This window comes from Actinophytocola sp., assembly GCF_035762905.1.
Taxonomy (GTDB): domain Bacteria; phylum Actinomycetota; class Actinomycetes; order Mycobacteriales; family Pseudonocardiaceae; genus DASYTH01.
In genome coordinates, this window is the sequence record NZ_DASUCC010000140.1 from 1 (window position 1) to 18,579 (window position 18,579).

The 18,579-nt window shown below is 69.3% G+C and carries 17 protein-coding genes and 1 tRNA gene; 9 read left to right on the plus strand and 9 right to left on the minus strand.

Annotation, left to right across the window (positions count from 1 at the left end):
• The coding region (gene leuA / locus VFV67_RS29805) for a 2-isopropylmalate synthase (RefSeq protein WP_326474009.1) at positions 1-1,554 on the minus strand (1,554 nt) is incomplete at its 3' end.
• A gap of 290 nt (positions 1,555-1,844) precedes the next feature.
• On the opposite strand from leuA, the gene VFV67_RS29810 reads away from it, so the two are divergent.
• Positions 1,845-2,084: a hypothetical protein gene (locus tag VFV67_RS29810; RefSeq protein ID WP_414636373.1), complete on the plus strand. Its 240-nt coding sequence runs from the start codon at positions 1,845-1,847 to the stop codon at positions 2,082-2,084.
• Positions 2,085-2,299: 215 nt separating this feature from the next.
• Here VFV67_RS29810 and VFV67_RS29815 read toward each other — a convergent pair whose 3' ends face one another.
• Both VFV67_RS29815 and VFV67_RS29820 read right to left on the minus strand, forming a co-directional pair.
• The gene (locus VFV67_RS29815) at positions 2,300-2,908 is read right to left on the minus strand and encodes a nitroreductase family protein (RefSeq protein WP_326474011.1); all 609 of its coding nucleotides are present in this window, start codon (positions 2,906-2,908) and stop codon (positions 2,300-2,302) included.
• Positions 2,890-4,116, minus strand: coding sequence for a glycosyltransferase 87 family protein (locus tag VFV67_RS29820; protein ID WP_326474012.1), 1,227 nt, complete (start codon positions 4,114-4,116; stop codon positions 2,890-2,892). The genes VFV67_RS29815 and VFV67_RS29820 overlap by 19 nt, the downstream gene beginning before the upstream one ends.
• Positions 4,117-4,221: 105 nt before the next feature.
• Between VFV67_RS29820 and VFV67_RS29825 the strand changes: the two genes are divergently transcribed.
• Positions 4,222-5,487, plus strand: coding sequence for an aspartate kinase (locus VFV67_RS29825; RefSeq protein WP_326474013.1), 1,266 nt, complete (start codon positions 4,222-4,224; stop codon positions 5,485-5,487).
• The gene (locus VFV67_RS29830; RefSeq protein ID WP_414636374.1) at positions 5,484-6,548 is read left to right on the plus strand and encodes an aspartate-semialdehyde dehydrogenase; all 1,065 of its coding nucleotides are present in this window, start codon (positions 5,484-5,486) and stop codon (positions 6,546-6,548) included. The genes VFV67_RS29825 and VFV67_RS29830 overlap by 4 nt, the downstream gene beginning before the upstream one ends.
• Here the strand turns inward: VFV67_RS29830 and VFV67_RS29835 are convergent.
• Complete coding sequence (locus VFV67_RS29835; protein WP_326474014.1) at positions 6,518-7,729, minus strand: MFS transporter; 1,212 nt, start codon at positions 7,727-7,729, stop codon at positions 6,518-6,520. The genes VFV67_RS29830 and VFV67_RS29835 overlap by 31 nt on opposite strands.
• A gap of 126 nt (positions 7,730-7,855) precedes the next feature.
• On the opposite strand from VFV67_RS29835, the gene VFV67_RS29840 reads away from it, so the two are divergent.
• Entirely contained in the window at positions 7,856-8,326 is a 471-nt protein-coding gene (locus tag VFV67_RS29840; RefSeq protein ID WP_326474015.1) for a Fur family transcriptional regulator, read from the plus strand.
• Positions 8,323-9,771: a catalase gene (locus VFV67_RS29845; protein ID WP_326474016.1), complete on the plus strand. Its 1,449-nt coding sequence runs from the start codon at positions 8,323-8,325 to the stop codon at positions 9,769-9,771. The genes VFV67_RS29840 and VFV67_RS29845 overlap by 4 nt, the downstream gene beginning before the upstream one ends.
• 23 nt (positions 9,772-9,794) lie before the next feature.
• Here VFV67_RS29845 and VFV67_RS29850 read toward each other — a convergent pair whose 3' ends face one another.
• Complete coding sequence (locus tag VFV67_RS29850) at positions 9,795-10,931, minus strand: alpha/beta hydrolase (protein WP_326474017.1); 1,137 nt, start codon at positions 10,929-10,931, stop codon at positions 9,795-9,797.
• Between the two features lie 73 nt (positions 10,932-11,004).
• Here VFV67_RS29850 and VFV67_RS29855 point away from each other — a divergent pair, with 73 nt between their 5' ends.
• A complete protein-coding gene (locus tag VFV67_RS29855; protein ID WP_326474018.1) occupies positions 11,005-11,580 on the plus strand; it encodes an NADPH-dependent FMN reductase in 576 nt (191 codons plus the stop codon).
• A 17-nt stretch (positions 11,581-11,597) separates the two neighbouring features.
• Positions 11,598-12,074 (plus strand): DNA starvation/stationary phase protection protein, encoded by a 477-nt coding sequence (locus VFV67_RS29860; RefSeq protein WP_326474019.1) that lies wholly within the window; start codon positions 11,598-11,600, stop codon positions 12,072-12,074.
• 1 nt (position 12,075) lies between these two features.
• Here the strand turns inward: VFV67_RS29860 and VFV67_RS29865 are convergent, their stop codons facing one another.
• Positions 12,076-13,917: a prolyl oligopeptidase family serine peptidase gene (locus VFV67_RS29865; RefSeq protein WP_326474020.1), complete on the minus strand. Its 1,842-nt coding sequence runs from the start codon at positions 13,915-13,917 to the stop codon at positions 12,076-12,078.
• Positions 13,914-14,573 (minus strand): TetR/AcrR family transcriptional regulator C-terminal domain-containing protein, encoded by a 660-nt coding sequence (locus tag VFV67_RS29870; RefSeq protein WP_326474021.1) that lies wholly within the window; start codon positions 14,571-14,573, stop codon positions 13,914-13,916. The genes VFV67_RS29865 and VFV67_RS29870 overlap by 4 nt, the downstream gene beginning before the upstream one ends.
• A gap of 87 nt (positions 14,574-14,660) precedes the next feature.
• On the opposite strand from VFV67_RS29870, the gene VFV67_RS29875 reads away from it, so the two are divergent.
• Complete coding sequence (locus VFV67_RS29875) at positions 14,661-15,758, plus strand: ferritin-like domain-containing protein (protein ID WP_326474025.1); 1,098 nt, start codon at positions 14,661-14,663, stop codon at positions 15,756-15,758.
• Here VFV67_RS29875 and VFV67_RS29880 read toward each other — a convergent pair.
• Positions 15,755-15,970, minus strand: a complete 216-nt coding sequence (locus VFV67_RS29880; protein ID WP_326474022.1) for a KTSC domain-containing protein — start codon at positions 15,968-15,970, stop codon at positions 15,755-15,757. The genes VFV67_RS29875 and VFV67_RS29880 overlap by 4 nt on opposite strands.
• Before the next feature lie 752 nt (positions 15,971-16,722).
• On the opposite strand from VFV67_RS29880, the gene VFV67_RS29885 reads away from it, so the two are divergent.
• Entirely contained in the window at positions 16,723-17,091 is a 369-nt protein-coding gene (locus VFV67_RS29885) for a hypothetical protein (RefSeq protein ID WP_326474023.1), read from the plus strand.
• 1,383 nt (positions 17,092-18,474) lie between these two features.
• Here the strand turns inward: VFV67_RS29885 and VFV67_RS29890 are convergent.
• Positions 18,475-18,551 (minus strand) — tRNA-Pro (locus VFV67_RS29890).
• Between the last annotated feature and the right edge of the window lie 28 nt (positions 18,552-18,579).

Sequence of the window (18,579 nt, forward strand, 5' to 3'; positions counted from 1 at the left end):
CAGGCTGCGCGCCGTGCCGTCGAGGTAGACGTTGACGTCGAGCTCGTCGTCCTCCCCGGCGGCCGACGACGTGTGGTGCGAGTTGAGCGACACCGGCGTACGCGGCGCCAGGTACTCGGCCTCGAACGCGTCCCACATCTGCTGCGGCGAGACCTCGCCGCCGGAGGCGTCGGTGCGCGCCTGGATCACCTGGGAGAACTCGATCTGCAGCCGGCGCGGCAGGTCCAGCTGGTGCTCGGTCTTCATCACGTAGGCGACGCCGCCCTTGCCGGACTGCGAATTGACCCGGATGACGGCCTCGTAGGTGCGGCCGACATCCCTCGGGTCGATCGGCAGGTAGGGCACCTCCCAGCGGAAGTCGTCGACCGGCACGCCCGCGGTCGCCGCGTCCCGCTCCATCCACTCCAGGCCCTTCTTGATGGCGTCCTGGTGGGACCCGCTGAACGCGGTGTAGACGAGGTCGCCGCCGTAGGGGTGGCGCTCGTTGACCGGCAGCTGGTTGCAGTACTCGACGGTGCGCCGGATCTCGTCGATGTCGCTGAAGTCGATCTGCGGGTCGACGCCCTGGGCGAACAGGTTCATCCCGAGCGTCACCAGGCAGACGTTGCCGGTGCGCTCGCCGTTGCCGAACAGGCAGCCCTCGATCCGGTCGGCACCGGCCTGGTAGCCCAGCTCGGCGGCGGCCACCGCGGTGCCCCGGTCGTTGTGCGGGTGCAGGGACAGCACCACCGATTCGCGCCGCTCCAGGTTCCGGTTCATCCACTCGATGGAGTCGGCGTAGACGTTGGGCGTGGCCATCTCGACCGTGGCCGGCAGGTTGATGATCACCGGTCGGTCGGCGGTCGGCCGCCAGATGTCGGTGATCGCATTGCACACCTCGGCGGCGTAGGACAGCTCGGTGCCGGTGTAGGACTCCGGCGAGTACTCGAACCGGAAGTCGGTGTCGGTGTACCTTGCGGCCAGCTCGAGCACCATCTCGGCGGCCGAGGTGGCGATCTTCTTGATCCCCTCGCGCTCCTCGCGGAACACCACCCGGCGCTGCAGGATCGAGGTCGAGTTGTAGATGTGCACGATCGCCTTGTGTGCGCCCGCCAGCGATTCGAAGGTGCGCTCGATCAGCTCGGGGCGGCACTGGGAGAGCACCTGGATGCGGACGTCGTCCGGTACCGCGCCGTCGGCGATGATCTCCCGGACGAAGTCGAAGTCGGTCTGGCTGGCGGCCGGGAAGCCGACCTCGATCTCCTTGTAGCCCATGCGGACCAGCAGGTCGAACATGCGGCGCTTGCGGGCCGGGGACATCGGGTCGATCAGTGCCTGGTTGCCGTCCCGCAGATCGACCGCGCACCACTGCGGAGCGGTGCTGATCCGCCGGTCCGGCCAGGTGCGGTCGGGCAGCGTGACCGGCTCGACCAGCCGGTGGAACGGCTTGTACCGGTGGACCGGCATCGAGCTGCCCAGCTGGGTGTTCCAGACCGGCTGGCCGTTCGGGGCGGGGCGGGAGGGCTTGCGGACACGGCTGTCGGCAGAGCTGTATACGTCGGGGTTCGTGGTCATGATCGGTGGCTCCTGGTCGGGGGTTCGACGGAGACCGGCTGCGTCGCGAAGCACCGCGACGGGGAGCCGGTCCGATCAGGCCCCGTCGCGGCAGCGAAGCAGGAGGGTCCGCGCCACGAGGGGAAGGGTAGCGAGATCCGGTCCGCCATGGGGAACGACCGTCCACATCGTGGACTGAGTGCGACCGTCCTGTAGCCCGTTTCGAGGCACCCACATGTGGGAATCCAGGTTCCATGACTACGTATCGCAGGAGGTCTTACGGGAACACCGCTTCGCGAGTGATTGCCGGTGTGGGCGCGCTGTTCGCTTTGATCATCGTCGTCTACATTCTGTTGATCCTCTTCGGTGCGAACCCCGGGAATGCCTTCTTCCAGTTCATGGCGTCCATCGCCGAGCCCCTGGCGCTGTTCTTCCCTGGCCTGTTCGACCTCACCAACGACACCCTTCAACTGATCCTCAACTACGGTCTCGCCGCCGTCTTCTGGCTGGTCGTCACCGGCTTCCTGGCTCGCCTGGTCGCCCGCTACTGACGAACGGCCCCGCTCAGGACCGGGCCGGCCCCTCGCCGGCCCGGTCCCGGCGCGTCCACCAAATGGCCTAACTTCGGTACGTCAAGATGGCCCAGTGTCCGTCCACGCCTTCGTCGACGAATCGGCCCGCAACGGCCGCTATCTGGTCGCCGCCGCCGGTACGAAACCTCCGAACGGCCCAACCATCGTTTGGCGAGGTCCACACGTTCGGGGGATCAGAAGGCGGGGTGGCCCCATTCGTCGGTGAAGGCGAGTTGGTCGAGCGGGAGGCGGTGGCGGGGGGCCAGTTCGCGGGCGCGGGTGCGGTCGTCTGGGAGGAGGTCGGGGGAGCCGAGGGTGCCGATGGCGATCACGGTGAGGGGACGGACGTCGGGCGGGAGGGTGAAGGCGGCCGCCGCGGCGTCGGGGTCGAAGCCGCCCATCTGGTGGGCGACGAGGCCTTCGGACACGGCCTGCAGGACCAGGTTCTCGGCAGCGAGACCGACGCCGTACTCGGCATGGGGAATGGGGCCCTTTTCGTTCACGGTGACGGCGCAGGCGAGGAGCAGCACCGGGGCGGCGCCGGCCCAGGCGCGGTTGCCCCGGTACAGGGTGTCGAAGATGCGCGAGTAGGTGGTGTCCCCGCGCCGGCCGACCAGGAACCGGGCCGGCTGGGTGTTGCCGTTGGACGGGGCCCAGCGGGCGGCCTCCAGCAGGGCGCGCAAAGCGGAGTCGGGGACCGCGCCGGCCGGGTCGATGGCCCGTGGGCTCCACCGGTCGGCGATGATCGGGTGCAACGGGACGCTGGAGTCGGCCGGATTGGACATCAGATCGCGAAGTTCCATGAGGTCAACCCGTACGCGCCCAGCCAGGCGCTGAACACCGTCAGCCCGCAGAGCGTGAGCACCATGGTCGAGTTCCGCCGCCGGGCCAGCGCCACCGCGACCGGAATGAGCAGCGTGAACGCCGGCAGCATCAGCCGGATCTTGGACGCCATCAGCCCGTTGGACGCGAGCGCCATGGCCAGCACGCCGATGCCGTAGACCAGCAGCGGCCACTCCAGCCGTCGCACGATCGCCAGCACGACCAGCCCGATCGCCACGAAGATGAACGCGATCGTGAACATCTCGAACGGGTAGTCCGGCCGGACCAGCTTGCGCAGGATGAAGTCCATGGTCGCCGCGCCGCCGTCGAACCCGGACTGCCAGCCGTCCTGCTGCACCTGGAACCAGCCGTCCCACCGGCCGGTGCGCACCCCCACCCAGGCCAGATACCCGATCAGCCCGACCGGGGCGAGCACCCCGGCCAGCCACGGCCGCCAGCTGTCCTTGCGCTGGATCACCGCCACCAGCGCGGCCAGTCCGACGGCGAGGATGAGCGCGGCCGCGGTCGGCCGCACCAGCCCGGCCACCGCGCAGCACACGCCGGCCAGCACCCAGCGCCGCTCGAGCACGCCGACGAGTGCCCACGCGGCGAGCGCGCAGAACATGGCCTCGGAGTAGGCCGTGGACAGCACGATCGCCATCGGCGAGGCGGCGAACAGCACCACCAGGATCAGCCCGGTCCGCTGCGAGCCACCCCGGACCTGACGGCCGATCCGGGCCACGCCGTACGCGGCGATCACGCCGCACACCAGGGTCAGGATGATCGCCGCCGTCGCCGGGCCGATGCCGATGGCCTGGCCGAAGATGCGAACGGCGAACGGGTAGCCGGGGAAGAACGCCAGCGGGGTCTCCGCGGTGAACTCGCCGCGGGCGTCGACCAGCCCCAGCCCGGCGATCCCGCCGTAGCCGTTCTCGGCGAGCCCGATGAACCACTGGCCGTCCCACGCCTGCAGCTGGGCCGACATGGACAACTGGTTGGCCGCGGCGAGCAGGGTCAGCATCAGCAGGCCGAACTCGCGGATGCCGAGGAAGATCAGGGCCGGGGCGAGGATCCGGGCCACCCGGCGGACGGTCCAGTCCTGCCCGGTGCGGGCCGGCGGTGCCGGCTGTTCCTCGTCGACGTCAGCCGCCGCCGCGTCCGGCTCCGTCACGTCCGTCGTCGACGACACCCCTTGCTCCCCTCGTGACCTCGGCTACAGCCTATGCGGTCGCGATGATAGGCGGTGACCTGGCGAAGGTAGTCTGCTTTGGGTGAGTCGAGGAGGTTGCACGAGGTGGCGCTCGTCGTCCAGAAGTACGGTGGTTCTTCGCTGGAGAACGCCGACCGGATCAAACGGGTGGCCGAGCGCATCGTGGCCACCCGCAAGGCCGGCGACGAGGTCGTCGTGGTCTGCTCGGCGATGGGGGACACCACCGACGAGCTGACCGACCTCGCCCTGCAGGTGAACCCGGTCCCGCCGGAGCGGGAGATGGACATGCTGCTCACCGCCGGCGAGCGGATCTCCAACTCGCTGGTGGCGATGGCGATCAGCGCGCTCGGCGCCGAGGCCCGGTCGTTCTCCGGCTCGCAGGCCGGGGTGATCACCACCTCCGCGCACGGCAACGCCCGGATCATCGACGTCACCCCCGGCCGGGTGCGCACCGCCCTCGACCTTGGCTACATCGTGCTGGTGGCCGGCTTCCAGGGGGTCAGCCAGGACACCAAGGACATCACCACGCTTGGCCGCGGCGGATCCGACGCCACCGCGGTCGCTCTGGCCGCCGCGCTGAACGCCGACGTCTGCGAGATCTACACCGACGTGGACGGCGTCTACACCGCCGACCCGCGGATCGTCAGCAACGCCCGGCGCCTGGACCAGGTGAGCTACGAGGAGATGCTGGAGATGGCGGCCAGCGGGGCGAAGGTGCTGATGCTCCGCTGTGTGGAGTACGCCCGCCGGTACGGCGTGCCGATCCACGTCCGCTCGTCGTACACGAACAAGCCCGGCACCCTGGTGTCCGGTTCGGTGGAGGACTTTTCCGTGGAACAGGCAATGATCACCGGCGTCGCGCACGACCGGTCCGAGGCCAAGATCACCGTGACCGGCGTGCCGGACCACGCCGGCGTCGCCGCCCGGATCTTCCGCACGGTGGCCGACGCCGAGATCGACATCGACATGGTGCTGCAGAACGTGTCCAGCACCGCGTCCGGCCGCACCGACATCACCTTCACGCTGTCCAAGGACAACGGACCGCGCGCGGTGGCGGCGCTGGAGAAGCTCAAGGGCGAGGTCGGGTTCCAGGCGGTGCTCTACGACGACCACGTCGGCAAGGTGTCGCTGGTCGGCGCCGGCATGCGCTCGCATCCGGGGGTCACCGCCACGTTCTGCGAGGCGCTGGCCAAGGTGGGCGTGAACATCGACATCATCAACACCTCCGAGATCCGGATCTCGGTGCTGATCAGGGACACCGAGTTGGACGACGCGGTGCGGGCGCTGCACGAGGCGTTCGGGCTCGGCGGCGACGAGCAGGCGGTCGTGTACGCGGGAACGGGGCGATGATGGCGCAGCGACCCACTCTGGCGCTGGTCGGCGCCACCGGAGCGGTCGGCTCGGTGATGATCGACATTCTCAACGAGCGGGACGACTGGCCGTGGGGCGAGGTGCGGCTGATCGCGTCGCCGCGCTCGGCCGGCCGGCGGATCACGGTGCGTGGCACCGAGTTGACCGTGCTGGCGCTGGCGCCCGAGGTGTTCGACGGGGTCACCGTCGCCATGTTCGACGTGCCGGACGAGGTGTCCGCGCAGTGGGCGCCGATCGCGGCGGCCCGGGGCGCGGTCGCGGTGGACAACTCCGGCGCGTTCCGGATGGACCCGGACGTGCCGCTGGTGGTGCCCGAGGTGAACCGGGACGCGATCCAGCAGCGGCCGCGCGGAATCATCGCCAACCCGAACTGCACGACGCTGTCCATGATGGCCGCGCTCGGGGCGCTGCACCGCGCGTTCACGCTGCGCGAGCTGGTGGTCGCGTCCTACCAGGCGGCCTCCGGCGCCGGACAGTCCGGTGTGGACCGGCTCTACGCCGAGCTGGCCGCGGTGGCCGGCAAGGAGGTCGGCGTGCGGGCCGGGGATGTGCGGGAGGCGCTTGAGGCGGCCGGAATGTCCAATTCGGACTCGCCGTTCTCCGGTCCGCTGGCGATGAACGTGCTGCCGTCCGCCGGTTCGTACCAGGGCGACGGCCACTTCTCCGAGGAGCTCAAGGTCCGCAACGAGTCCCGCAAGATCCTGGGCATCCCGGACCTTCCGGTCTCCGCCACCTGCGTGCGCGTTCCGGTGGTGACCACGCACTCGCTGGCGGTGCACGCCGTGTTCGGCTCGCCGGTCTCGGTCGCCGCGGCGCACGAGATCCTGGCCGCGCAGCCGTCCATCGTGCTGGTTGACGACCCGGCGGCGGGGCGGTTCCCGACCCCGGCGGACGTGGTCGGCGAGAACCCGACCTACGTCGGCCGGGTCCGCCAGGCGCTGGACTTCCCGAACGCGCTGGACTTCTTCGTCTGCGGGGACAACCTGCGCAAGGGCGCGGCGCTGAACACCTACGAGATCGCCGAGGTGCTCGCCGGCTGATCGCCCGGGGTCCGGTCCGGCTCGCCGTCACGCCGACCGAGCCCGAAGGCGACGGCCGCGACCAGCAGGCCGCCGAACCCGGCGACCGCGAAGCCCCAGCCGGGCGAGGTGTGGTCGACGACGAACCCGACCGTGGGCGCGCCGAGCGCGGCGCCGAGCGTGAAGGCGGAGCTCTGCATGCCGGTGGCCTCGCCGCGCACCGCGACCGGGGCGAGCTTGGCCACCTCCTCCCCGGTGGCGGTGATCGTCGGGGCGCACAGCACCGAGGCCGGCAGCAGCGCCACCGCCAGCCACCACCAGTCGCCACCGGCCAGCCCGATCGGGACGGTGAGCAGGCCGAGCAGCGCCATCATGGTGATCTGGTTGGCCGAGCGGTGCAGCGCGCCGTAGATCAGCCCGCCGATCGCCGAGGCCGCCGACCACACCACGATCACGAGACCGGTCCACTCCAGCTCATCGTGTTCGCGCAGCTGCGCGACGATCGTGACCTCGGTGCCGGAGAGCACGAACACCGCGCCGAGGCCGACCACGAGCACGCCGATCAGCCGGGGCGTCAACCAGACGCGGCGGGGCGGACGCAGCCCGTCGCCGTCGGCTTTCTCCTGCGCGCTGCGCACCGCCGGGTTGGCCACCCACAGGGCGATGCCCACGGCGACGATCCCGATGGCCATCGCGGTCATCGCCGCGGTGGCGCTGAACTGTGTGGCGAGAAACACAGCGGTGGCCGGGCCGACCATGAAGCTCAGCTCGGTGGAGATCGAGTCCAGCGAGTACGCGGTGCGCCGCAGGTCCGGGGGTACCAGCGCGGCGATCGCCTGCCGCCCGATGGACATCGCCGGCAGCACGACGAAGCCGCTGACGAATGCGACCACCAGCAGCAACGGATAGGGCACGTACCGTGCGCCGAACCAGAACAGCGCCTCGCCGATCGTCGTGATCAGGATCATGGGCCGCAGGCCGAACCGGTCGACCACCCGGCCGAGCACCGGGGCGCCCAACGCGATCCCGATGGTGATCGCCGCGCCGACCGTTCCGGCTGCTCCGTAGCCTCGGCTTAGGCCGACCGCAACGTGTAACGTCAAAATCATCCCCGCGGCCGACAACGGAATCCGCGCGAAGAAGACCAGGACCATCAATGTGCGGACACCCGGCAGCGCTAGCACCCGGCGGTAGAGCTGCATGGTCCGATGTCATCCTTCCCGGGGTCCTCTTGGCAACCACGTTACGGGCGGTCACCGACACTCGGGCACGACCACTCGACCGTTATCTTGACTCATTCCAGAAAACCTGATGGGGTGGGCAGTGCGATGAACGACCAGGGACTGGCCCGGCTGGAGCCCCGGGACCAGCTTCGTGCCGTCGGGATGCGGGTGACCGCACCACGACTAGCGGTGCTGGACTGGCTCTCCAACCACCCGCACTCCACCGCGGAGGCGATCGCGGCGGGCGTTCGGGAGCGGCTCGACTCCGTGTCCACGCAGGCGATCTATGACGTGCTGAACGCGTGTACCCGGGCCAAGCTGCTGCGCCGGATCGAACCGGCCGGACACCCGGCCCGATTCGAGACCAGGACCGCGGACAACCATCATCACCTCGTCTGCCGGATGTGTGACCGAACCGAGGACGTGGACTGCGTCGTCGGCTTCGCCCCCTGCCTGGAGCCGTCGAACGCTCTTGGCTTCATCCTCGATGAGGCGGAGGTGGTGTTCTGGGGGCTGTGTCCAGTCTGTGCTGGTCGTTCGCAGTCCACGAACCACCACATCGAGGAGAGCGTGTGACCGAGCCGAGGCCCACGACCAACAACGTGGGTATCCCCATAGGCAGCGACAACGACTCGCTGACCCTGGGTCCCAACGGTCCGATCCTGCTGCAGGACCACTATCTGATCGAGAAGAACGCGCAGTTCAACCGGGAGCGGGTGCCCGAGCGGGTGGTACACGCCAAGGGCGGCGGCGCGTTCGGGTTCCTCGACGTCACCGAGGACGTCAGCCAGTTCACCAAGGCCGCGGTGTTCCAGCCCGGCACCAGAACCGAGAGCGTGGTGCGGTTCTCCACGGTCGCCGGGGAGAGCGGGTCGCCGGACACCTGGCGCGACCCGCGCGGCTTCGCCGTGAAGTTCTACACCTCGCAGGGAAACTACGACATCGTCGGGAACAACACCCCGGTGTTCTTCATCCGGGATCCGATCAAGTTCCCGGACTTCATCCGCTCGCAGAAGCGGCGCGCGGACACGCACCTGCGCGACAACAACATGCAATGGGACTTCTGGACGCTGCGCCCGGAGTCCGCCCACCAGGTCACCTGGCTGATGGGTGACCGGGGCATCCCGTCGAGCTGGCGGCACATGAACGGGTACGGGTCGCACACCTACCTGTGGGAGAACGCCGGCGGCGAGAAGTTCTGGGTCAAGTACCACTTCAAGACCGATCAGGGGATCGGCTACCTGGCCCAGGCCGACGCCGACCGGCTCGCCGGCGAGGACGCCGACTACCACATTCGCGACCTGCACCGGGCGATCGAGTCCGGCGACCACCCGAGCTGGACGCTGCACGTCCAGGTCATGCCGCACGACGAAGCGGCCGACTACCGGTTCAACCCGTTCGACCTGACCAAGGTCTGGCCGCACGGCGACTACCCGCTGATCAAGGTCGGCCGGTGGGTGCTCGACCGCAACCCGGAGAACTACTTCGCCCAGATCGAGCAGGCCTCGTTCGAACCGTCCAACCTGGTGTCCGGGATCGGCCCGTCGCCGGACAAGATGCTGCTCGGCCGGCTGTTCTCCTACCCGGACGCGCACCGGTACCGGATCGGCACCAACTACGCCCAGCTGCCGGTGAACGCGGCCAAGTCACCGGTGCACAGCTACAGCAAGGACGGCGCGATGCGGTACGCCAACCCGGCGGACCCGGTGTACGCGCCGAACTCCTACAACGGCCCGCACGCCGACCCCGTGCTGGCCGGTGAGACGGCGTCGGCCTACGGCGCCACCGGCGAGGTGCTGCGCACCGCCTACGCGCTGCACGCCGAGGACGACGACTTCGGTCAGCCCGGCACGCTGGTGCGCACCGTGATGGACGCCGATCAACGCGCCCGCCTGATCGGCAACGTGGCCGGTCATCTGAGCAACGGCGTCACGCAGCCCATTCGGGAGCGGGCGTTCGAGTACTGGCGCAACGTCGACAAGGAGACCGGCGACCGGATCGCCGAGCTCGTCGAGGGCTGAAACTCAGGCAGCGGTGACCCGGCTCAGTTCGGCTGAGCCGGGTTTCCGTGCGCCTTGCCGGTTTTCGCGTTCGCCGGCGCACCGAACAGGTCCCGGCCGTCCGCGCGCAGTGCCAGGCCGGCCCGCAGCACGCCGGCGGACTCGGCCACCGCCTCCCGGAACCGCCGGCCGACGCCGATCAGGCTGACGTAGCCGTGGATCAGGTCGCCGATCCGGTGCGCGACCACCGGAACGCCCGCCTCGCGCAGCTTGGCCGCGTACGCCTCGCCCTCGTCGCGCAGCGGGTCGAAACCGGCGGTGGACAGGTAGGTGGGTGGCATCCCGCGCAGGTCGTCGGCCAGCAGCGGGGAGCCGAGCGGGTCGCGCTCCATCTCCCGGTCCGGGAAGTAGTTCCCGTTGAACCACTGGATGTCCTCGTCGGTGAGGAAGAAGCCGTCGGCGAACAGGTCCTGCGAGCGGTACCGCCTGGACGCGTCGGTGGCCGGGTAGTACAGCAGCTGGAACGCCGGCCGCGGCCCGCCGTTGCGCAGCGCCTGATAGGAGGTCACCGCGGCCAGGTTGCCGCCGGCGCTGTCCCCGCCAACCGCGATCGCCGCCGGATCCGCACCCAGCTCGGCGGCGTGTTCGGCGGCGTACTCGAACGCGGCGAGGGCGTCGGCCGGCGCGGTGGGGAACGGCGCCTCCGGGGCCAACCGGTAGCCCGCCGACAACACCCGCAACCCGGCCTCGCGGGCCAGGAACCGGCACAGGTTGTCGTGCGAGTCGATGCTGCCGATCGAGAAGCCGCCGCCGTGGTAGTAGACCAGCAGCGGCGAGCCGGCGGGCAGACCCGCCGGGGTGTAGAGCCGGGCCGGGATGTCGCCGCCGGCCACCGGGATCCGCAGCTGCGTGGCCCGCACCGGCTCGATCGGCCGGCCGCCGACGACCGGGCTCATCTGCTCCACGTTGCGCCGGGCATCGGCAACGCTGCCATCGGAGAGCTTCAGCTCGGTGGCCTTGGTCAACCGCAGCAGCAGCTGGGCGTCCAGCGCCAGCTCGTTGCCGTCGATGCGGACCGGCCGGCCGGCGATCCGGCGGCGCACCGGGGCCGGCAACGCGAACACCCCGCGCATGGCCGCGCCCTGGATCCCCACCGGAATGTTGTTCATCGCCTTCGCCATCGCGCGCCTCCCAGGCCGACCCCACCATCGGAACTTCACCAACCTAGGGCACCGATGAGGGAGTATGGGATGCGTGACTGTGAGTGTGGTGGGCATCGGCGGATCACTGCGGGAGGACTCCCAGTCCGGGCGGGCGTTACGGATCGCCCTCGCCGGGGCCGAGGAGGCCGGCGCGAAAGTGACCACGATCTCCGGGTCCGACCTGGTGCTGCCGTTCTACGACCCGGCGGTGGCCGACCGCCCGGCCGCGGCCGCGCGGTTGATCGAGGAGATCCGGCACGCCGACGGGGTCGTGCTGGTCTCGCCCGGCTACCACGGCACGATCTCCGGGCTGGTCAAGAACGCCCTGGACTACCTGGAGGATCTGCGCGCGGACAGCCGGCCCTACCTGGACGGCCGGGCGGTCGGCTGCGTGGCGGCGGCGGCCGGCTGGCAGGCCTCGGTCACCACGCTGACCGCGCTGCGCTCGATCGTGCACGCGCTGCGCGGCTGGCCGACGCCGCTGGGGGCCGCGGTGAACTCGGCCGAGGTGACGTTCGACGCCGCGGGCGGTTGTTCCAACGAGCAGGTCGTGACCACGCTGCGTACGATCGGCCAGCAGGTGGTGGAGTTCGCCGTCACTCGGGCCCCGGGTGTCGGCCCGGACTGAACGGGTACCCGAAAGCCATGACCAACTTCCGGATAGCCGGTCCGCTCGACGAGGCCGACCGCAAGACCGCGGGCACCGTCCTGCAGGCGACCCTGATCGACCTGATCAACTTGACCCTGATCGGCAAGCAGGCGCACTGGAACGTGGTCGGACCGAACTTCCGCAGCGTGCACCTGCACCTCGACGAGCTCGTCGCGCTGTCCCGCCAGTACACCGACCAGGTGGCCGAGCGCGCCTCGGCGATCGGCGTGCCGCCGGACGGCCGGGCCGCCACCGTGGCGCAGAACTCCGGGCTGCCCGGCGTGTCCGACGGGTGGGCGCTGGACGTGGACGTGATCCAGGCGGTCACCGCCGTGCTCACCGAGCTGATCAAGCGGCTGCGTACCCGGATCGACGAGACCGACAAGGCCGATCTGGTCACCCAGGATCTGCTCATCGAGGTCAGCCGGGAGCTGGAGAAGCAGCACTGGATGTGGCAGGCCCAGCAGCTGTAGGTCAGGCCAGCCCGACCGCCCGCATCGCGAACCCGACCTCGACCGCCGTCTGCCTGATCGTCTCGGCGACCACCAGGGAGCCGTGTCCCGCCTCGTACCGGTACATGGCGTAGTCCGCGCCGCGAGCGGCCAGCCGGTCCAGGTAGTTGTCGATCTGCCGGATCGGGCAGCGCGGATCGTTCTCGCCGGCCAGCACCAGCACCGGCGCCCGCACCTGGTCGACGTAGGTGATCGGCGAGCACTCGACGTAGCGGTCGGGCACCTCCTGCGGCGAGCCGCCGAACAGCGCCCGGTCGAACGCGCGCAACGGCTCCATCTCGTCCTCGTAGGCGGCCAGGTAATCGGCCACCGGGACGGCAGCCACCCCGGCCGCCCACCGGTCCGGTTGCACGCCGAGCGCGAGCAGGCTCAGGTAGCCGCCCCAGGACGCGCCGGTGACCACGCATCTGGCCGGGTCGGCCAGGCCCTTGTCCACCGCCCAGGTGTGCACGGCGGCCACATCGGCCAACTCGGTCAGGCCCGGGCGGCCCTCGATCGCGTCCCGCCAGGCCGAGCCGTACCCGGTGGAGCCGCGGTAGTTCACGTGCACCACGGCGAACCCGGCGTCCAACCAGACCGCGCGGTAGGCGGAGAACCGGTCCTCGTCGGCCGAGTGCGGGCCGCCGTGCAGGCTGAACACCGTGGGCAGCGGCCCCGCCGGCGCCCCGGCCGGCCGTGCGATCAGCGCGTGCACGGTGCCGGAGTCGCTCGGCACGAACGCGTCCTCCACCTCGACCGACGCGGGTGCCTTGGCGCCGGCCGGTTCCAGCAACACCCGCTCGGTGCCGTCGGTGTAGAGCGCCCGGATCACGGTCGGCGCGGCCGCGTTCGACCAGGAGTACTCGACGGTGCCGTCCGGGCGCACGTCGGCGGACCCCACCGTGCCACGCAGGGTGTCCAGTTTGGACAATTCGCCGCGCTCGATGTCGTAGCGGTGCAAGGTGTTGCGCGCCTCGTGCGTGTGCACCACGAGGATCGCCCGGCCGTCCGGGCACCATTCGGCGGTCACCTCGCCGGGCAGGTCGATGGTCAGCTCGGTCTCGGTGCCGGCCAGCACGTCCCAGATCAACAGCTCCTCGCGGCCGCGCCGCTCGTGCACGACCAGCAGCCGCGGGTCTCCGGCCACCGGGCTGAACCCGACCGCGTCCAGGCCCTTGCCCTCGCCGTCCCACTTGTCCGCCACCGTGCTGCCGTCGGCGACGGCGAGCACCCGCAGCGCCGGGTGCCGGTTGTCGCCGTGCTCGGAGTGTGCGATCGCCAGCAGCCGTTCGTCCCGGGACAGGGCCGCCACCCCGGCGTCGGTGGCGTGCTGGTACACCACGTCGGCCGGACCGCCCTGCCGGGACAGGAAGATCGTGGTGCCGTCGTCGTTGGACACTCCGACCACGGTCGCGTGGTGTCCGACCGCGGCGCCGGCCGGGTAACCGGGCACCGCGCCGTCGACGGCCGGCACCGGCGGGCTGTTCGCCGGCCGGCCGGCGAACGGCTCGCACACCCAGGTGCCGAACTCGTCGCCGTCGGTGTCGGCGAACCACCACAGCCGCTCCCCGTCAGGGCTGATCGCCGCGTGCGACGTGCCATTGGGCCGGTTGGTCACCTGCCGGTGGATGTCGGTGGCCCGGTCCCAGGCGTACACCTCCCAGACACCGCTGGAGTTGGACAGGTAGTGGTTGCGGTCCGGGGCGTCCTGGGCCCAGTGCGGCAGCGTGACCCGGGCGGCGGTGAACCGGGCGCGCCAGCGGGCCTCGGCGTCGGCATCGGCGAACAGCGGCTCCGGCACCTCGGCTGGGGGGTGGTTGCTCACCCGGACGATCCTGCCCCATCGGGCGAGGTTCGGGGGAGGGCGTCCAGGGCGCTGATCAACAGTTCCAGGCCGAACTCGAAGTCCGCCTCCGAGTCGTGTTCGACCAGCGCCGGCAGCAGCTCGCGGACGTTGACCAGGCCGGCGGCGTCCAGGGCGGCCTCGTCGAGGCGGGGAGCCGCGTCCGCCGCCCAGCGGGCCTCGGTCAGGCTGGCCTCGTGCACCAGGCAGCCGAGCACGTAGTTGACCACCGCCCGCATCACCTGGACCGCGGCTTGGCCGTCGAAGCCGGCGGCCCGGGCGGTGGCCAGGGCCAGCTCGACCGGGCGCAGCCCGACCGTCGTGTTCAGCTGGCGGCTTGCCACGACCATCACGCTGCGCGGGTAGCGGCCGGCCACCTCGCGGAAGCCGCGGGCCATGGACCGGGCGGCCTCCCGCCAGTCCACCGAGGGATCGGCGTCGAGCTCCAGCTCGGCCAGGATGTGCTCGGCCACCGCGTCCAGCAGGGCGGACTTGTTCGGCACGTGGTTGTACAGCGACATCGCGCCGCTGCCCAGCTCGGCGGCGAGCCGGCGCATGGAGATCGCGTTCACACCGTCGCGCTCGATCAGCTCCACCGCGGTCCGCACGATGAGGTCGCGGCTGAGCGGGCTGCCCACCTTCACCTCCGGAGTGCTTGACGACGTACATCGTACGTGCGACGGTGGTCAAAGACGTACGGTGTACGTGGGGAGGTCGCTGTGGCGATGGAGGACCTGTACATCCTGCCCTCGGACGACGACTGGTCGATCGACGCGGCCGGCGCGACCCGGTTCAACTGGGATTACGAGGACGGCCGGGAGAAACTGCTCGCCCTGTACCAGAAGGGCAAGGACAAGCAGTGGGACGCGGACAAGCGGATCGACTGGGACCTCGAGGTCGACCCGTACAACGCGCTCGGGCTGCCGGACGAGTCGATCGCCATCTACGGCACCAAGTTCTGGAACGCGATGAGCGAGAAGGAGCGCGCGGAGCTGCGCCGGCACTCGTGCTCGTGGCAGTTCTCCCAGTTCCTGCACGGCGAGCAGGGCGCGATGATCACCGCGGCGCGGATCGTGGAGACCGTGCCGGATCTGGACGCGAAGTTCTACTCGGCCACCCAGACCATGGACGAGGCCCGGCATGCCGAGCTGTACAGCCGATTCCTCCGCGAGAAGATCGGGATGCTGTACCCGATCAATGATCAGCTCCAGGCGCTGCTCGGGGACACGCTCAGCGACTCCCGCTGGGACATGCCGTACCTGGGCATGCAGGTGCTCATCGAGGGTCTCGCGCTGGCCGCGTTCGGCCTGCTCCGTGACCTGACCACCAAGCCGCTGCCCAAGCAGATCCTCACCTACGTCATGCAGGACGAGGCCCGGCACGTCGCGTTCGGCCGGCTCACCCTGCGCGACTACTACAAGCAGCTCACCGACGCCGAACGCCGGGAGCGCGAGGACTTCGTGATCGAGGGCTGCTACCTGATGCGCGACCGGATCCGCGGCGCCGAGATCTGGCAGAACTTCGGCATCGACGCCCGCGAGGTCAAACCCCTTGTCGACGAATCCGCCTACATGCAAGCCTTCCGCAAGCTGCTGTTCAGCCGCATCGTCCCGTGCGTGCGCGACATCGGCCTGTGGGGCGAACGCCTGCAACGCGCCTACGTCGACATGGGCGTCCTCGAAATGGGCGACGCCAACCTGGACCTGTTGATGCGCCAGGACGAAGACCTCGCCGAGAAACTCGACGCCGAACGTTTCCGTGCCGAAGAAGAGGAACGCAAAGCCGAAGTCCACGAAGCCATCGCCCTCGGCGCCGAGGACTAACGGTCGACCTCCCGCACCGGATACCTGTCCCGCACGTTCTCATTGAAGTACCGCCCAAGACTCGGCGCCGCCAACAGTTGCCGGTAAACCCCGTGCGGCACCACGAAATACCGGTACACCCGATCATTGTGAAACTCGACCTCGAGAATCCGCTCCTCCGGGTCATACCCCAACGCCCGCACCACCGACGACTCCACCGGCCGACGCCTCATCCCCCCAACTTATCGGTACCCGCCGCCCGCGGACCCCGCCGCCGCTAGCGCCCGCGACAACTGAACGACCCCTCGGCCTCCGCCGCTCCGCCGTCCACATCGCTGACCCGGACCCGAACATGCGCCCCGACCGAGCACCTCGGCTCCACATCGGGCCCGGTCAAATGCTCCTGAAGCACACCATTCACATACCACTCGTACGCGAACGGCGCGTCCCCCCGCGCGACCACGTAGCAGTAGAACACCCCCATCGCCCGGTCACACGTGAAGGACGTGATCACCGGCGCCCCCTCCGCCTGCGCAACCCCCGCCCCCGCCCCGAACAAGCCGACAACCGCCGCCACCACAGCCACACACCGAAGCCTGATCCGCATGTCAGTTCCCCTCAGTCCGCCCACCAGTTCCCCTACCGCCCCCGAACCACCCCGCACACCGCCATATGGCGGGCAAACCACCCAACCCCACCCTCCTGTCCGCGCCCGATCACCCGAAGTAACAACAACCCGGATTGGCGAGCCATCACGAAATGGCCACGTTGCCAGCCAGCACGAAACAGCGAACCCCGCTCCCGCGAAATCGCCCATGTCTTCCACCTGAAGGCCGCCGACAACTGTGAGATTGAGGACGTCGTGACTTATCCACAGCCCGACAGAATGGCGCCCGCCCTGACCGTATACGCCCCACCGCCACAGCCCCCGACGCGCCCCGCCAGGTGGAAGTGGATTGTTACGGTTGCCGCCGCGGTGGTCTTTGTGTCCGCCACGGTCGTCACCGTCTCCTTACTTACTCGGGACAGCAACGAGAGTGCCATCCCGCAGTCCCGCCCCGAGGACAGTCTCAAACAGATCTCGGACGAATGCACACTCGCGGCATCATATTTCGACATTGGCGACGGCGGCCGCACCATTACCCTCCAGGGCAAGGGTGAAACGAGCCCCGGACTGCCGTGGAGCCAAATAGAATGCATACTCGACGCGACGAGGATGCCGGACTCCATTCGGGGCAGATTCGGCAACACGCGCGCGATGGATGGAATGCAGACCGCCGACTGGGACAAATTCTCGGCAAGCTGGAACTACCACCCGCGCTCCGGCGTGAATCTGGTTATCGCCATCCGCTAGCAGCCAAAGCGGTCAAAGTCCGAAATTCCACAATGGACGGTCCCCGAACTCGTCGGGGCGACAGGGTTTGAACCTGCGACCCCAGTTCGTCACCCAACCGGTCCAGACCCCGGAACCCGGCCCGGTGCTACTGCTCGTCCGATGGTTGCAGACCAGCTTTGTGGAGCGCTGTGGAAGCGCGAAACCGTATCCGTGCGCACCTGTCGCGCTCGGCGTCCACGGGTTCTTCCGTGCAGGAGCAGTGTTCCGCCAACCACTCGAGATCACCCTGATCGAGCCACAGTGCAATCCGACCAAGTTGCGCCTCCCGCTCCGGGTCGGTGGGTTCAGGTGGCTTCGGCATCCACCGATCGTAGGCCCATACCCGCAGGTCAGCAGCCTGGGTCATAGCTTAGCCAGGCACCAAGCAATCAGGACCCGTCCATTCCACAATGGACGGGCCCTGTGCTGGTCGGGGTGACAGGATTTGAACCTGCGACCTCTCCGTCCCGAATAAGGTACGGACCCGGTGCGGACCTGCGTGGCAGGACAAAACCGCAGGTAGCGCCGTCGGTCACTGTCGGCCTGCCAGGGCGACCCAAGGCCCGAAACCTCAACATCGTCTCCCCGCTTTCTCCCCAGCGGCAACCCGCGTCGACTGTGCACCCGTAGTGATCGGGGTTCCGCCATCGGCATCTTCAAGAGACCCCAGGGGGGAGGCACACTGGGTGCATGTCGGTCGTTGAGGACGGCGCGACCGTGATGGACCGTATCTTTCCGAGCACTGCGGCATGAGGTGAGCTGGGTCCGGCCGAATCGGAGGCCCCGTATTCTCATGCGGGGCCTCCGATTCACCCTCGGTGCACCGAGAGTTTTGACAACGGCTCTCGGCACACGAACTTGCCGCAGTTGCCTCATCGTGAGGTGGCAGCGGACAGTCCGCCTGATGGGTACCGAAGAAGACCCGGATGCCAAGAAATTTGATCTCCATGGGTCGGTGTGAACGCTCAGCCACCCGCACAAGCAATAGAATGACGCTAGCGATCACAATGAGGGTCAGCAGACAAACCCAGGGACCGAATGCGCCTAGTTGCGTCGACACCTTGAGCCTGACCGGCGCGACCGCCCGGAGCGTCAGCCCCACCTTGGTCCAAGGTCACAGCACAAGGAAGGCCGGAGGGTGGCTCGGCCAGATGTTGCGCGCCAGCTCCGAGGTCCTACGGAGTCAAACTCACGCAAGACTTAGCAGCGCAGGCCCGAGCCTGCGCGGTTCATCGTTCGTGCGGCCTGGCCATGTCCGTGATTTTAGCCGCCCAGACAGGGGCTCGCGACACCCTAGTCACTCAGTTAGTCACCCAAAGCCAAACGAGGGCCCGTCCATTCCACAATGGACGGGCCCTGTGCTGGTCGGGGTGACAGGATTTGAACCTGCGACCTCTTCGTCCCGAACGAAGCGCGCTACCAAGCTGCGCCACACCCCGGTGAACCTGTGGCAGTCTAGCTGACGTC